Source organism: Amycolatopsis albidoflavus, assembly GCF_039525725.1.
GTDB lineage: Bacteria > Actinomycetota > Actinomycetes > Mycobacteriales > Pseudonocardiaceae > Amycolatopsis > Amycolatopsis albidoflava.
This window is the reverse complement of the sequence record NZ_BAAAHV010000026.1, coordinates 239935-253379: the sequence shown is the minus strand read 5'-3', so window position 1 is coordinate 253379 and position 13445 is coordinate 239935. Positions and strand designations below refer to the sequence as shown.

Sequence of the window (13445 nt, the reverse complement as noted above, 5' to 3'; positions counted from 1 at the left end):
TTATGCGGTGGAAATCGCAGCGGAATTGGTGGCGCTGGTCCTGACGGTCCTCCTGGTGACTGTCGTCGCGCGCCGGATGGACTGGTCGGCGCCGCTGTGCCTGGTCGCGGTCGGCGTCGGGGTTTCGTTCATCCCCGGGGTGCCGCAGTACGAGCTGGACCCGGAGATCGTCCTCATCGGACTGCTGCCGCCGCTGCTGTACTCGGCGTCGCTGCAGACGTCGCTGGTCGCGTTCCGCAAGCTGCGCGGGCCGATCGCGCTGCTGTCGGTCGGGCTGGTGGTGTTCACCGCGTTCGGCGTCGGGCTGGTCGCCTGGCTGGTCGTGCCGGGATTGCCGCTGGCCGCCGGGATCGCGCTGGGTGCGGTCGTCGCTCCGCCGGACGCGGTGGCGGCGAGCGTGGTCGCGCGCCGGGTCGGGATGCCGCGCAAGCTCGTCCGGCTGTTGGAGGGCGAAAGCCTCTTCAACGACGCCGCCGCGCTCGTCGCGCTGCGGACCGCGATCGCGGCGATCGCCGGCGCGGTCAGCCTCTGGCAGGTCGGCCTCGACTTCCTGCTCGCGGCCGTCGGCGGGATCGTCGTGGGCTTCCTGGTCGGGCTGATCGTGACGTACGTGCGCGCGAAGCTGGAGGACACGCTCACCGACACCGCGCTATCGTTCGCGGTGCCCTTCGCGGCCTACCTGCTGGCTGAAGCGGTGCACGGATCCGGCGTGCTGGCGGTCGTCGTCACCGGCCTTATCCAGGGACACCAGACGCCGCGGATCCAGTCCGGGCCGTCGCGGCTGGCCAGCAGGCTGAACTGGGAGACCGTCCAGTTCCTGCTGGAGAACATGGTCTTCCTGCTGATCGGCCTGCAGGTGCGGGGAATCCTGCACGAGGTCGGCAAGAGCGGGCTGTCGCTGTGGCAGCTGGTCGGGATCTGCGCCGCGGTCCTCGCCGCGACGATCCTCACCCGGATGCTGTGGATGGTCGGCATCGGCGTGGTGAAACGCCTCCTGAACACCTTGGGCCTGGAACGCGGCAAGGTGTGGCCGTGGCGCTATTCGGCGGTGATCTCGTGGGCCGGGATGCGCGGCGTGGTCACGCTCGCCGCGGCGTTCGTGCTGCCCGCGGACACCCCGCAGCGCGCGGTGCTCGTGCTGGCCGCGGTCGTCGTGGTGGCCGGGACGCTCCTGGTGCAGGGCATGACGCTGCCGCCGCTGATCCGGCGCCTGCGGCTGCCTCGTCCGGACCCGGCGGAGGACGCGTTGCAGGAGGCCGCCGTGCTGCACGACATGACCCGCGTCGCCCTCGCGAAACTCGAGGAACTGCGCCGTCCGGAAGACCCGCCCGAGGTGATCGAACGGCTGCGCGACCGGTTGCAGGGCCGGTCCGACGCCGCGTGGGAACAGCTTGGCCGGCAAAGCGCGCTCGCCGAAACCCCGAGCGACGCCTACCGTCGGCTTCGTGTCCAGCTGCTCGAAGCCGAACGCGAACAGTTCCTGAAGGCGCGCGACCGCGGCACCGCCGACGACGCCGTGCTGCGCCGCGTGCTGGCCCGCCTTGACATCGAAGAATCCATGCTCGACCGCGACGAGGAGGAACCCCCGGTGGCCGAACGCGAACTCAGCACCCCCGCCGCCACGGCCGGGTCGTGCAAGCACCTCAGCCACGAGTGGCCGGACAAGGAACCCAGCTCCCCGGATTCCTGCGCCGAGTGCGTCGAGGCCGGGATGACGTGGGTGCACCTGCGGATGTGCCTCAAGTGCGGGCACGTCGCCTGCTGCGATTCGTCGCCGGGCAAGCACGCCTCGCAGCACTTCCACGAAACCCGGCACCCGGTGATGCGCAGCTTCGAGCCGGGCGAGACCTGGCGATGGTGCTTCGTGGACAAGCAACTCGGCTGAACCCACCGGTCAGGGCCGGTTAGGGTCGGGGCATGACCACGCCCGAACAGGAAGTCGAGTACCGCCAGCACCGCTTCAGCCCGCCCTCGGGCGCCACCGAGATTTTCCTGGTGCGCCACGGGGAATCGATGCCGCAACGGCTCAGCGAGCCGTTCGACCTCGTCGACGGACAGGCCGACCCGGACCTCGCGCCGGAGGGCCGCGACCACGCCGCGCGCGTGGGCGAACGGCTGGCGTCCGAACGCATCGACGCGGTGTACGTCACCACGTTGCGGCGCACCGCGCAGACCGCGGCGCCGCTGGCGGAAAAGCTCGGCCTCACCCCGTCCGTCGAGCCGGATCTGCGCGAGATCAACCTGGGCGAATGGGAAAACGGGCTCTTCCGCAAGAACACCGCCGAGGGGCATCCGCTGGCGCGGAAGCTGTGGGAGGAGCAGCGCTGGGACGTCCTGCCGGGCGCGGAATCCGACGAAGCGTTCGGCCTGCGGATCCGCGCCGCACTCACGCGGATCGCCGCGGCGCACCCGGATCAGCGGGTCGCGGTGTTCACCCACGGCGGCGTGATCGGCGAGGTGTTCGCCCAGGCGAGCCGCGCGCTGGAGCGATTCGCGTTCCTGGGCGCGGACAACGGATCGATCTCACACCTCGTGGTGCACGGCGAAAACTGGCTGATCCGCGGCTTCAACGACCGTTCTCACCTGACGGCCCCGCTCGGCTGAGCCGACTCGTCGCGGCGGATGAACCCCGCCGCGACGAGCTGCACCGTCACCAGCACCGCCACTGATTCCGCGGCCAGCAGCCCGATGAGCACCAGCACCTGCGTCGTACCGGCCTGAAGCGGGCTCGCCCCGCCCAGCAGCACGCCGACGTACGCGCCCGGCAACGTCACCAGCCCGACCGTCCGGGTCTGATCGAGAGCCGGGATCAACGCGTGCCCCGCCGACGGACGGCAGATCTCCAGTGCGGCGTGCCTCGGCAGAAACCCCAGCGCGAGCGCGGCTTCGTACTCGCCGCGGCGTTGCTTGAGCTCGTCGAGCGCGCGCCGGGCGGCCTGCGAGGTCGCGGTCATCGAACCGCCGATCACGATCCCCGCGACCGGCACCACGGAAATCGGCTTGGCCGGGACGACCCCGGAACCCAGCACCAGCCCCAGCACCGGGACGACGCCGGACGCCAGCGACAACGCGACCCACCCGATCCGCCGCGGCACCCCGATCCGGCTGGCGGACGTCGCGGCGGCGATGGAGAACATCGCGAGGACGAACAGGCCGGTCAGCCAGTCCGAACGCAGGATGAAGGTGATGACCAGCGAAACGAGCGCGAGCTGCGCGACCGCGCGGATCGCCGCGACGAGCACCGCACGTCCCTGTCCCAGCTGCCCGAACCGGACGACGGCCGCACCCGCGAGCGTCAGCACGACGAGCACGGCGATCAACGCGGGCCCGAACCCGATCGCACCGTTCACGGAGGTGATCCTGCCGCAGGCCGGAGTTTGCTGCGGTGTGCCGGGCCTTCTCCTGCCTCACAGCTGCCCCGATGCGGCGTGGGGTGCGTCAGAGATGCACTCCGTGCGGCGTTCGTGCCCCAGCGCTGCCCCAATGCAGCGTCGGGTGCGTCAGAGATGCACTCCGTGCGGCGTTCGTGCCCCAGCGCTGCCCCAATGCAGCGTCGGGTGCGTCAGAGATGCACTCCGTGCGGCGTTCATGCCCCAGCGCTGCCCCAATGCGGCATCGGGCGCGTCAGATGCACCCAATGCGGCGTTCGGTGCGTTGAGCGCACCCCATGCGGCATCGGAGCGCGGTACCGGGAGCTTCGGACCGGATCAGGCGCTGCAGCTGAGCTGCCGGCCCTCCCCCGCCACCGATTTCTCCGCGACCACGTGCCCGTCGACCCGGATCCGGCACAGCAGCGCCCCCGCGCTCTGGGCGACCAGGCTGCTGAACACCGGCTGCTCGGCGGGAGCCTTCCGCTCCACCGTCACCGACCAGGGCAGGCGGACCTCGGCCTGTTGTTCGAGGTCGCCGCCGGTCGCGACGTAGGTCAGGTTGCGCGCGACGTCGCCGCCGGTCAGCTCGTAGACGACCGTGCGGCTCACCTCGTGCACGACCGCCGGCTCGACGGTCACCGACGGCACCGACGCGGCCGGGGCGGGCCGGTCCGGGGTCGCTTTCGGCATGACGTACCACGCGACAGTGACCGCGACGGCGATCACGCCGACCACGACCACCACGCTCCCGAGCGGCCGCAGCCTGCCCGAATCCCCCCGGGCCGCCGTGGGCCGGGTCGCGCCAGGAACACCCATGGAGAGGTCTTCTCTTCTCGAGCGCACTTCCCGCGAGTGCGACGTCTGGTTCTTCGCCAGACCGTTACACGGCGTTAGCCAACCCGAGAAAATGAGCTCCTTTTCACCCTGTTGGGGGTAGAGCGGGTTCGCTCACGAGTGCGGTCACCACGCACGATGCCGATGACGCTCGCGCACTCCCCACTTGACCCTGGGTGATCAGTCGACCAGCCCGGCCTCGGACAGCATCCGCAGCACGCGCTGTCCGGCGGGCGGGCAGGCGGCGGCGTCCTCGGCGCGCAGCCAGGCGGCTTCGGCGATCTCGGCCGAGGGCTCCGGTTCGCCGGTGTGGTCGGCGGTGTAGCAGGTCATCCGGACGCGGCGGCCGTCGGCGAATCCGTCGGCCTGCTCGTCGAGGAGCGCGAAGAAGCGGAAGCTGAGCGGGTCGAGCGCGACGCCCAGTTCCTCGCGGATCTCCCGGCACAGGCCCTCGACATCGCCTTCGCCGGGTTCGCGCTTGCCGCCGGGGAGATAGAACTTCTGCTTGCCGCTGGTGCGGACGGACAGCAGCCGCCGGTCCTTCACGTGGACCCAGGCCAGGGCGTCGATCGGGGTCATGGGACGCATTCTGTCGTACCCGCGAGGCATGATCGCGGGGTGTACAGCGAACGCCCTCCGCCGGAGCCCCTGCGCCGCCTCGTGCGGTGCTGCTGGGAGTCGGTGGAGCCCGGCCCGAAACGGATCGTCCCGGACGGCTGCGTGGACCTCGTCGCGGGCGGCGGCGAGGTGTTCGTCGCCGGACCGGACACGGCGGCGTGGACCTCGGTGTTCCCGCCCGGCACCCGGCTGCGCGGCCTGCGCTTCCGGCCCGGCACGGCGGCGGCGATGCTCGGCGTGGGCGCGGACGAACTGCGCGACAGCCGGGTCTCCCTGCCGGACCTGTGGAACCACCGCGGCGCGACCCTCGCCGACGAGATCCTCGACGGCCGCGACCTCGCCGACGCGATGTCCGCCGTCGCGACCGACCAGGAGGTGCAGGCGGATCCGGTGGTGGAACGGATGCTGGCGCAGTTCGCCGCGGAAGCCGCCGGGGGCGCCGAGATCCCGGGCGGACGAGAATCCCCTACGCACGACCGGTCCGCGTGGCATCCGGCGAAAGCAGACCGAAGCGAGCGCCAGGCGCGCCGCCTGTTCACCCTCGCGGTCGGCTACGGACCGGCCACCTACCGCCGAATCCTGCGCTTGCAACGCGCCATCGCGCTGGCACCGGCCACCGCGACCCTCGCGGACCTGGCCGTCGCCGCGGGCTATTCGGACCAGCCGCATCTGACCCGCGAATGCCGGGCGCTCACCGGCCTCACCCCGAGCGCCTACTTCGCCCCGTAACTCATTCCGCCGCCGGATCCCGTTGCCGCACAAGAAGGCGCGCGACTCCGCTGTCGTCCGCACTCACCCGGCCGCCTGCCTAACTCCAGGCCTCACTCCGCCGCCGCCCGCACTCACTCCGGCCGCCTGATTCGCCCCCATGCCTCACTCCGCCGCCAAATCCTGTTGCCCCGCAAGAAAATGCGCCGTCTCCACCGTCGCCGGATACAACGCCCGATAGTGCGCGTAAAACTCGTCGTACCGGTCCGCCCGCTCCGGGTCCGGCCGGATCACCTCGGCGACCGGGTTCCACGCCTCGATCTCCGGCTCCAGCCCGACCGCCACCGCCGCCAGATACGCGTCCCCGAAACACGCCCCGACAGTTTCCGTCGGCAGATGCTGCGGCGTCCGCGTCACGTCGCTCACGATTCCCATCCACACCCGCCCCTGCGTACCGCCGCCGACCGCCACCAGCCGGCGCGCGGGCGAGCCCATCGCGGCGAGGTTGTGCCGGACCCCGTAAGCCGTTCCCTCCAAAGCCGCGCGGTACAGCTCGGCCCGGCCGTGCGACGTGGTCAGCCCGGCGATCACCCCGCGCGCCAACGGATCCGGCACCGGAGTCCGCTCGCCCGCGAAGTACGGCAGCATCAGCAACCCGCGGCTGCCGGCCGGGACGCGCCCGGCAGCGGCGACCAGTTCGGCGAAATCGCCGTCGAAGAGTTCCCGCAGCCAGTCGGTGATCGCGCCGGACGTCGCCATTCCCGCGGCCAGCGAGTAGCTGCCCGGCAAAACGCCGCGCGTCGCCCACAATCCGGCGACCGGCCGCGCCTCGGCGGCAGCCTGGACGAGGAACATCGTGGTGCCGTACATGACCATCGTGTCGCCAGGGTCGCGCACGCCGGCGCTGGTCGCTTCGGCCCACGCGTCGATCGTGCCGCAGGTGACCGGCAATCCGGCCGGCAACCCGGTCTCGGCGGCCGCCTCGGCGGTGACCGTGCCGACGACCTCGGTCGGCCAGGCGAGCCGCGGCAGCTCGATCCCGGGCGCGACGAGCGCGGCCCAGTCCCGCGCCCAGCCGCCCGCGCGCAGGTCGTACATCGGGTCGCACTGGCTGGCCGAATGGTGGTCGAGCACGTATTCGCCGGTCAGCCGCTGCACGAGATACGAGCTCGCCATCAGGAACTGCCTGGCCCGCGCGGCGACGTCCGGTTCGTGCCGGTACAGCCACCGCCACTTCGGGCCGACCGCCTGGCTCGACAGCGCGCTCCCGCAGCGTTCCACAATGGACGCTTCGCCGAGTTCGGCGGTCAGCTCGGCGATTTCCGCGCCGGCCCGCGTGTCGACTCCGTAGAGAATCGCCGGGCGCAGCGGACGGCCGCCGGCGTCGGCGGGCAGCAGCACCGGGCCGATGCCGCTCACCGCGAGTCCGGCCGGTTTCCGGCCGCCGGCCAGCAATTCGCGCACCAGGTCGGCGAACCCGGCCCACCACACCGTTTCGGCGTCGTGCTCGAACCAGCCGGGCCGCGGGCGGGAGGTGCTGTGCGGGCGGGCGGCGCGCGCCAGTACAGTGCCGTCCGCACCCACGAGGACGCCTTTCGAACTGGACGTGCCGATGTCGATGCCGAGCAACGGGCCCGGTCGCATCACAGCACCCCCGGCAAGCGGACGGTAAACGATTACCGGCAAGGTATTCTGCGCTCACCGGGGTGTCAAGAAAGCCAGGACGAGGAGGCTCGGTGGCCACGATCAGCGACGTCGCCGCCAGGGCAGGCGTCTCGACCGCCACGGTGTCGCGGACCCTGAACGGCAAGTCCACAGTGGACCCCGAGCTGGCCGCTCGGGTGCTCGAGGCCGCCGAGGAACTCGGCTATCACCCGAACGGACTGGCGAGAAATCTGCGCCGCCAGGAAACCGCGGTGCTGGCGCTGATCATCTCCGACGTCGAGAACCCGTTCTTCACCTCGATCGCGCGCGGGGTCGAGGATCTCGCGCAGGTGTCCGGGTATTCGGTCGTGCTCTGCAATTCCGACGAGAACGAGGACAAGGAACGCCGCTACCTCGACGTCGCGCTGCAGGAACGCGTCGCGGGCGTGCTGCTCTCCCCGACCGGCCCGGCCACGAACGTCACCCGCCTGCGCCGGCTCGGCACGCCGGTCGTCGCGGTCGACCGGCCGCTGCCCGGCACCGACGGCGACCAGGTGCTCGTCGACACCCGCCGCGCCGCGCGGCAGGCGGCCCGGCACCTCGTCGCGAACGGCTACCGGCAGGTGGCGTGCCTGACCGGGCCGTCGGGCGTGCGCACCGCCGACGACCGGCTGTCCGGCTACTTCGACGCGGTCGGCGAGGAGAACGCGGTCTACCGGCGCGCCGAATACCGCGCGGAAGGCGCCCGCCGCGCCGCCGGGGACCTGCTGGACCAGCCGACGCCGCCGGACGCGCTGCTGGTCGCTAACAGCACGATGGCGATCGGGGTGCTGGAAGCGCTCGCCGAGCGGAGCCTGCGGGCCGGGCGGGACATCGGCATAGTCTCGTTCGACGACGCCCCGTGGACGACGTTGATCGACCCGCCGCTGACCGTCGTCGCGCAACCCGCGTACGAGATCGGCCGGGTCGCCGCGCAACTGCTGCTGGCCCGCATCGCCGACAGCACCCGCGAACCGGTCACCACCACCCTGGACGCACAGCTGATCGACCGGCAAAGCTCGCACCGCTGACCGGACGCGCCGGGGAACGCCGACGCCATGCCGCGCGGCGAAACGCGGCGAAATCCAAAGAGATCCCGGGCGAGAAGCACATCCGGGGCACGCCCATCCCCGGCTTCCGCTGTGGACGACGTTGATCGACCCGCCGCTGACCGTCGTCGCGCAACCCGCGTACGAGATCGGCCGGGACGCCGCGCAACTGCCGCCGACAGCCCCGGGGAACACCGACGCCGGACCGCGCGGCGAAATCCGGCGAGCACGCCCGGGGCGAAAACGGAATCCGAGGGAAACGACGTGCCTGGCGGCCCGGCGGAGATCCGCCGAGCCGCCAGGCACGCCCCACCCCCTGTCCCCCCAGCTTCCGCCGCGGACGGCGGAGCACGGGCCGCACCCGAGGGCGGGAAACCGATTACTCGTTCGCAACGTAAATCCGCGGTCCGGGAGTGTCAAGCACTCGAAAGCCTGGACAAGCCACCCGGTGCGGGGCAGACTGTCCCGACATCGCCTACGCATCGTGTTTACTTCTGTGCGATGCGTGGCGATCTTTGGTGAATTCACCCACAAAAAGGCCAGAAACCGCACGAACCCGCACACACGCGCTAGGCTGAGCGTATGTCGATAGCGCTGGAGAACGTTCTCGCCAGAGCCGGCCTCAAGGCCGACGCGAACGAGTTCCTCACGCTCGTGGAGGACGCGGCCCGCAGGCTGTCGCCGCCCAATCCCGACCCCTCGCACTACTTCTCCCCCGACCAGCAGGCCGCGCTCACCGACGCCGGCCTCGACCTGAGCCCGCGAGACGAGGGCGAGCCGGACTTCCGCGCGCGCACCGTCGCCGCGCACGCCGTGCTCGCCGATTCCGCGCTGTCGGTCGGCCAGGCCGCCGAGATGCTGAACGTCGACGACAGCCGGATCCGGCACCGCCTCAAGGAAGGCAGGCTCACCGGCTGGAAAGACCAGGGATGGCGGCTGCCCGCGTGGCAGTTCAACGGCGCGGGCGTGCTGCCCGGCCTCGAAACCGTGCTGCGCGCCGTCCCCGAGGACCAGCCGGCACTGGTCGTCGCCGCGTTCATGAACACCCCGCAGGCCGACCTGGTGATCAGCGACCGGCCCGCGACGCCGCGGCAGTGGCTGCTCGCCGGCGGCGACCCCGAGCAGGTCGCCCGGCTGGTCGCCACGCTCGGCTCGCCGTTCTGACCCGCTGACCCTCCCCGCCTGCGCGCGCCCCGCCCTCCGTGCGCCAAGGCCCGCCCCCTGCCCCGACACAGGACGGACAACCTCCCCCGCATGGCCCGGCTCCCCTCGCCTCCGGCGCGGTCGGCTCTGGTCAAGGGGCTGGACCGCAGCCACGACGTGGTTTCAGTGCAGCCCGAGACCCGGCTGGTCCGCATCTTCACCGCGCACGGCAATCACCCGCAGCAGTGGAACACCTTCCGCTACACCGGCCCGCTCCCGCACGGCCGGTTCGACCAGCAGCCGCCCGGCCGCGGCGGCCGTCCGGTCACCGACCCGGGCAACGGCGTGCTGTATTTCGGCCTGACCGTGCGCACGAGCGTCGCCGAGGTGTTCCAGACGACCTCGACGGTGGACCGCACGACGCGCGGCCCGAGACTGGTCGTGGTGCGCCCGACGCGGGTGCTGCGGCTGCTCGACCTCACCGGCCTGTGGCCGACCCGGGTCGGCGCGTCGCAGGAGATCTCCAGCGGCCCGAAGAAGATCACCCAGGCGTGGGCGCGGGCGATCCGCGGGGCGATGCCGGACCTCGACGGGCTCTGGTACCGCTCGTCGATGGACGCGGGCAGGCCCTCGCTGTGCCTGTGGGACCCGCCCGCGGGCGCGGCGCTGCCGATCGCCCCGGACGTCCTGCTTCCGCTGGACCATCCGGGGCTCGACGTGCCGCTCGGGCGGGTGTGCGAGGAGCTGAACTACACGCTGCTCAGCTGAGGTGCCGGGCCCACCAGGCCAGCACCGCCTCGAACCGCTGCACGCGGTGCCGCGGCTTGCCCGAGCGCGTCAGCTCGTGCCCCTCGCCGGGGAACAGCAGGAATTCCGTCTCCACGCCGGCCTGGCGCAGCGCCACGAACTGCCGCTGCGCCTGCTCCAGCGGACAGCGCCAGTCCTGCTCGGAATGCACCACGGCGAACGGGATCCGGATGTCGGCGGCGTAGCTGAGCGGGCTGCGCAGACGCTGTTCCTCCGGGTCCGCGCCGACGTAGCCCTCGGTGAAGTAGTAGCCGATGTCGGAGCTGCCGGCGAAGGAATCCCACGCGTTCACCGCGCGCTCGCTCCACGCCGCGCGGAACCGGTCCGGGTACTTCGCGGCGACCCAGCTCGTCATGAAGCCGCCGTAGGAACCGCCCATGATCCCGGTCCGCGACGCGTCGAGGTCCGGCCGTTCCAGCGCCTTGTCGAGCAGTGCGAGCACGTCGTCGACATCGACAGTGCCCATGTTGTGCACGACCGAAGTACCGTGCGATTGCCCGTATCCGGCCGAGCCGCGCGGGTTGCCGAGCACGACCGCGAACCCGGCCGACGCGTAGACCTGCGCCTCGTCGAACACCGTCCATTCCTGCTGGGCGAACGGCCCGCCGTGCACCACGCGCAGCACCGGGTGCGGTCCGTCGCCCTCGGGAAGCACGAGCCAGCCGTGCACCGGGTACCCGTCCGGCGCGGTCGTTTCGAGTTCCACGACCTCGCAAAGACCCTTGTCCCGCAACGGCTTCGAGTAGTCGGTGAGCGCACGCGGGCCGTTCGGGCCGAGCACCACCAGCTCGCCCGCGGTGTCCAGCCCGGCCACAACCGCGACGACAGTGTCGCCGTCCGCCGCGAATCCGTGGACCGCAGACTGTCCGGCGTGCAGCACGCGCAGGTCGTCGAACTTCGCCCCGTCGGCGTCCGTCGCGATCGCCCGCAACTCCACCGCACCGCGGTTGCGCACAGCGACCAGCAGCTCGTCGCCGAGCGGAACCGCCGGGCCGGAGCCGATCTCGACGTCCACGCTCTCCACATCGGTCAGCCGCCGCGGTTTCCCGTCCGGCACGACCGCGTACAGCCCGGTGTTGGAAGCGACGACGACACCGTCCTCATGGGACGTGCCGAAGAAGTAGAGCGTGCCGTCCGCCGCGTACACCGGCTGATCGGCGTACCCGGCGCAGGCCGCGAGCACCTCGGGTTCGCCGCCGTCGACCGGGAACGCGACGAGGTCGTGCTCGCGCGTTTCAATCCGGTCGAAATCGTGCGGCACGATCACGACGACACGCTCGCCGTCCGGCGTCCAGACCGGCTGGCTGACGCTGTAATCGCGCGGCGTCACCGCTTCCGGCTCGCCCTCTTCGAACGTGTCGAGCACGTACAGCCGCTTCGGCCGGTCGCGCAGGAAGCCGACGTTGTCGATTCGGTAGTCGAGCCGGGTGATCAGCCGCGGCGCCTCGGCGGCGGGCTCCGGCGTGCGCTCGTCGGCGTCCTCGGTGCCGTAGCGGCCCGGCTCGGCTTCCCGCGCGGTGAACGCGAGCCAGCGCGAATCCGGGGCCCACACCGGAGCGTCCGCGCCGAGGTGCAGCGACGTCAGCTTCCGGGCTTCGCCGCCGTCGACGGGCATCACGTGCACCTGCGGGCTGCCCTCGGCGCCCTTCCCGTCGCCCGCGCGCAGGAACGCGACCCAGCGGCCGTCCGGCGAAATCGCCGGGGCGGAGTCGCGCGGACCGTGCGTCCACGGAGTTTCGCCGCCCGACAGCGAGATCCGCCGGATCGCGCTGCGGTACTGGTCGGCTTCCAGGTCGGGACTGCTCACCGCGGCGAGCAGGAGGTCACCGCGCAGCGCGGGACGGCCGGGGACGGCGAGGACTTCGATGTCGGCAGGACGCATGCCGACGACCGTACCCGATCCTTAGCAAGGCAAACGACCTATTTCGCCTCTACCGCCCGCTGTTCGTCGCGCTTGGCTTTCGCCAGGCTGAGCACCGTCGTGACGGTGAGGACCACGACGATGACGCCGAGGGACATCCAGTTGCTGATGTCGAGCCAGTCCGGCGCGAGGTGGTACTCGTGCAGCGCGTGCACCACGAGCTTCGCGCCGATGAAGGCGAGGATCACCGCGAGGCCGTAGCTGAGGTAAACGAGCTTCGTGACCAGCCCGCCGAGCAGGAAGTACAGCTGCCGCAGGCCCATCAGCGCGAACGCGTTGGCGGTGAAGACGAGGAACGCCTCCTGGGTGATGCCGAAGATCGCCGGGATGGAGTCCACCGCGAACAGCAGGTCGGCCGAGCCGATCGCGATGATCACCAGCAGCATCGGGGTGATCTTCCGCTTCCCGCCTTCCTTCACCAGGTACTTGTGGCCGTGGTAGTCGTCGGTGACCGGGAAGAGCTTGCGCACCCAGCGGGTGAGCGCGTTCTCGTGGTACTCCTCCTCGTCGCCGTTGCCGCGCAGCATGCTGATCGCGGTCCACACGAGCACCGCGCCGAAGACGAAGAACACCCACACGAACTGGTTGATCAGCGCCGCGCCGACCGCGATGAACACGCTCCGCATGCCCAGCGCGAGCAGGATGCCGACGAGCAGCACGCGGTGCTGGTGGATCGCGGGCACCTTGAACGAGGTCATGATGATCATGAAAATGAAGAGGTTGTCCACGCTCAGCGAGTACTCGGTGATGTACCCGGTGAAGAACTGGACCCCGGGGTCGTGCCCGGCGAAGAACCAGACGCCCGCGCCGAACAGCACGGCGCAGCCGATGTAGAAAATCACCCAGCGAGCGGCCTCGCCGGTGGTCACCTCGTGCGGCTTGTGGTCGACGATCACCAGGTCGATGGCGATCAGCGCGAGCAGCCCGCCGACTGTCGCGAACCACAGCCACAGGGGGACGGTCATCTCAGAAACCTCCGGATAGTGCGCAGCAGCAACTAACCGGAGGTCTCTCCCGCCGGTACGAAACCGGCCGACGGTGCCGGGGACCTCGGCGAATGCTTTGCCGGGTCACCGTGCTGACGACACCGCCGCGAAGGAATACTCCCCTCACAGCGCGTTCAGTCTGCCGGTTACAGCCCGCAAACGCCAGCCGAGGTTGCCCACATCACCGAACCAGCCGTGTCTTCTTCACCACTCCAGGCATCAACAGCCAACCCCCCGCGACTCTCCGAATCCACCAACCCCCTCGCCTCCCCCCTTCCGGTACCACCACCGCGGGATTGCGCCGGCGTTTGGGGCTGAGCGGCGG

Annotated in this window: 12 protein-coding genes; 6 read left to right on the top strand and 6 right to left on the bottom strand. The window is 71.1% G+C overall.

Annotation, left to right across the window (positions count from 1 at the left end; genetic code table 11):
* Positions 1-7: 7 nt before the first annotated feature.
* Both ABD156_RS41300 and ABD156_RS41295 read left to right on the top strand, forming a co-directional pair.
* Positions 8-1885, top strand: a complete 1878-nt coding sequence (locus ABD156_RS41300; protein WP_344286487.1) for a Na+/H+ antiporter — start codon at positions 8-10, stop codon at positions 1883-1885.
* 32 nt (positions 1886-1917) lie between these two features.
* Positions 1918-2604 (top strand): histidine phosphatase family protein, encoded by a 687-nt coding sequence (locus ABD156_RS41295; protein ID WP_344286486.1) that lies wholly within the window; start codon positions 1918-1920, stop codon positions 2602-2604.
* Here ABD156_RS41295 and ABD156_RS41290 read toward each other — a convergent pair.
* The 3 genes from ABD156_RS41290 to ABD156_RS41280 all read right to left on the bottom strand — a co-directional run bounded on the left by ABD156_RS41290 (position 2580) and on the right by ABD156_RS41280 (position 4784).
* Complete coding sequence (locus tag ABD156_RS41290) at positions 2580-3350, bottom strand: ABC transporter permease (protein ID WP_344286485.1); 771 nt, start codon at positions 3348-3350, stop codon at positions 2580-2582. The two genes, ABD156_RS41295 and ABD156_RS41290, sit on opposite strands and share 25 nt — an antisense overlap.
* Positions 3351-3707: 357 nt before the next feature.
* On the bottom strand, positions 3708-4187 hold the full coding sequence (locus ABD156_RS41285) for an MmpS family transport accessory protein (protein WP_344286484.1): 480 nt from the start codon (positions 4185-4187) through the stop codon (positions 3708-3710).
* Positions 4188-4385: 198 nt separating this feature from the next.
* Positions 4386-4784: an NUDIX hydrolase gene (locus ABD156_RS41280; protein WP_344286483.1), complete on the bottom strand. Its 399-nt coding sequence runs from the start codon at positions 4782-4784 to the stop codon at positions 4386-4388.
* Between the two features lie 39 nt (positions 4785-4823).
* Here ABD156_RS41280 and ABD156_RS41275 point away from each other — a divergent pair, with 39 nt between their 5' ends.
* The gene (locus ABD156_RS41275; protein ID WP_344286482.1) at positions 4824-5552 is read left to right on the top strand and encodes an AraC family transcriptional regulator; all 729 of its coding nucleotides are present in this window, start codon (positions 4824-4826) and stop codon (positions 5550-5552) included.
* 144 nt (positions 5553-5696) lie between these two features.
* Here ABD156_RS41275 and ABD156_RS41270 read toward each other — a convergent pair whose 3' ends face one another.
* On the bottom strand, positions 5697-7175 hold the full coding sequence (locus tag ABD156_RS41270; RefSeq protein ID WP_344286481.1) for an FGGY-family carbohydrate kinase: 1479 nt from the start codon (positions 7173-7175) through the stop codon (positions 5697-5699).
* A gap of 92 nt (positions 7176-7267) precedes the next feature.
* Here ABD156_RS41270 and ABD156_RS41265 point away from each other — a divergent pair, with 92 nt between their 5' ends.
* The 3 genes from ABD156_RS41265 to ABD156_RS41255 all read left to right on the top strand — a co-directional run bounded on the left by ABD156_RS41265 (position 7268) and on the right by ABD156_RS41255 (position 10174).
* Positions 7268-8245, top strand: a complete 978-nt coding sequence (locus tag ABD156_RS41265) for a LacI family DNA-binding transcriptional regulator (protein ID WP_344286480.1) — start codon at positions 7268-7270, stop codon at positions 8243-8245.
* Between the two features lie 600 nt (positions 8246-8845).
* The gene (locus tag ABD156_RS41260) at positions 8846-9427 is read left to right on the top strand and encodes a DNA-binding protein (protein ID WP_344286479.1); all 582 of its coding nucleotides are present in this window, start codon (positions 8846-8848) and stop codon (positions 9425-9427) included.
* Positions 9428-9517: 90 nt separating this feature from the next.
* Positions 9518-10174, top strand: coding sequence for an RES family NAD+ phosphorylase (locus ABD156_RS41255; protein ID WP_344286478.1), 657 nt, complete (start codon positions 9518-9520; stop codon positions 10172-10174).
* Here the strand turns inward: ABD156_RS41255 and ABD156_RS41250 are convergent.
* Complete coding sequence (locus tag ABD156_RS41250; protein ID WP_344286477.1) at positions 10167-12095, bottom strand: S9 family peptidase; 1929 nt, start codon at positions 12093-12095, stop codon at positions 10167-10169. The two genes, ABD156_RS41255 and ABD156_RS41250, sit on opposite strands and share 8 nt — an antisense overlap.
* A 38-nt stretch (positions 12096-12133) precedes the next feature.
* A complete protein-coding gene (locus ABD156_RS41245) occupies positions 12134-13099 on the bottom strand; it encodes a TerC family protein (protein WP_344286476.1) in 966 nt (321 codons plus the stop codon).
* Between the last annotated feature and the right edge of the window lie 346 nt (positions 13100-13445).

What these genes read in the sequence shown, in the direction of transcription:
- ABD156_RS41295 (WP_344286486.1), top strand. Translation starts at nt 1,918, where the DNA reads ATGACCACGCCCGAACAGGAAGTCGAGTACCGCCAGCACCGCTTCAGC.
- ABD156_RS41285 (WP_344286484.1), bottom strand. Translation starts at nt 4,187, where the DNA reads ATGGGTGTTCCTGGCGCGACCCGGCCCACGGCGGCCCGGGGGGATTCG.
- ABD156_RS41280 (WP_344286483.1), bottom strand. Translation starts at nt 4,784, where the DNA reads ATGACCCCGATCGACGCCCTGGCCTGGGTCCACGTGAAGGACCGGCGG.
- ABD156_RS41270 (WP_344286481.1), bottom strand. Translation starts at nt 7,175, where the DNA reads ATGCGACCGGGCCCGTTGCTCGGCATCGACATCGGCACGTCCAGTTCG.
- ABD156_RS41260 (WP_344286479.1), top strand. Translation starts at nt 8,846, where the DNA reads ATGTCGATAGCGCTGGAGAACGTTCTCGCCAGAGCCGGCCTCAAGGCC.
- ABD156_RS41255 (WP_344286478.1), top strand. Translation starts at nt 9,518, where the DNA reads ATGGCCCGGCTCCCCTCGCCTCCGGCGCGGTCGGCTCTGGTCAAGGGG.
- ABD156_RS41250 (WP_344286477.1), bottom strand. Translation starts at nt 12,095, where the DNA reads ATGCGTCCTGCCGACATCGAAGTCCTCGCCGTCCCCGGCCGTCCCGCG.
- ABD156_RS41245 (WP_344286476.1), bottom strand. Translation starts at nt 13,099, where the DNA reads ATGACCGTCCCCCTGTGGCTGTGGTTCGCGACAGTCGGCGGGCTGCTC.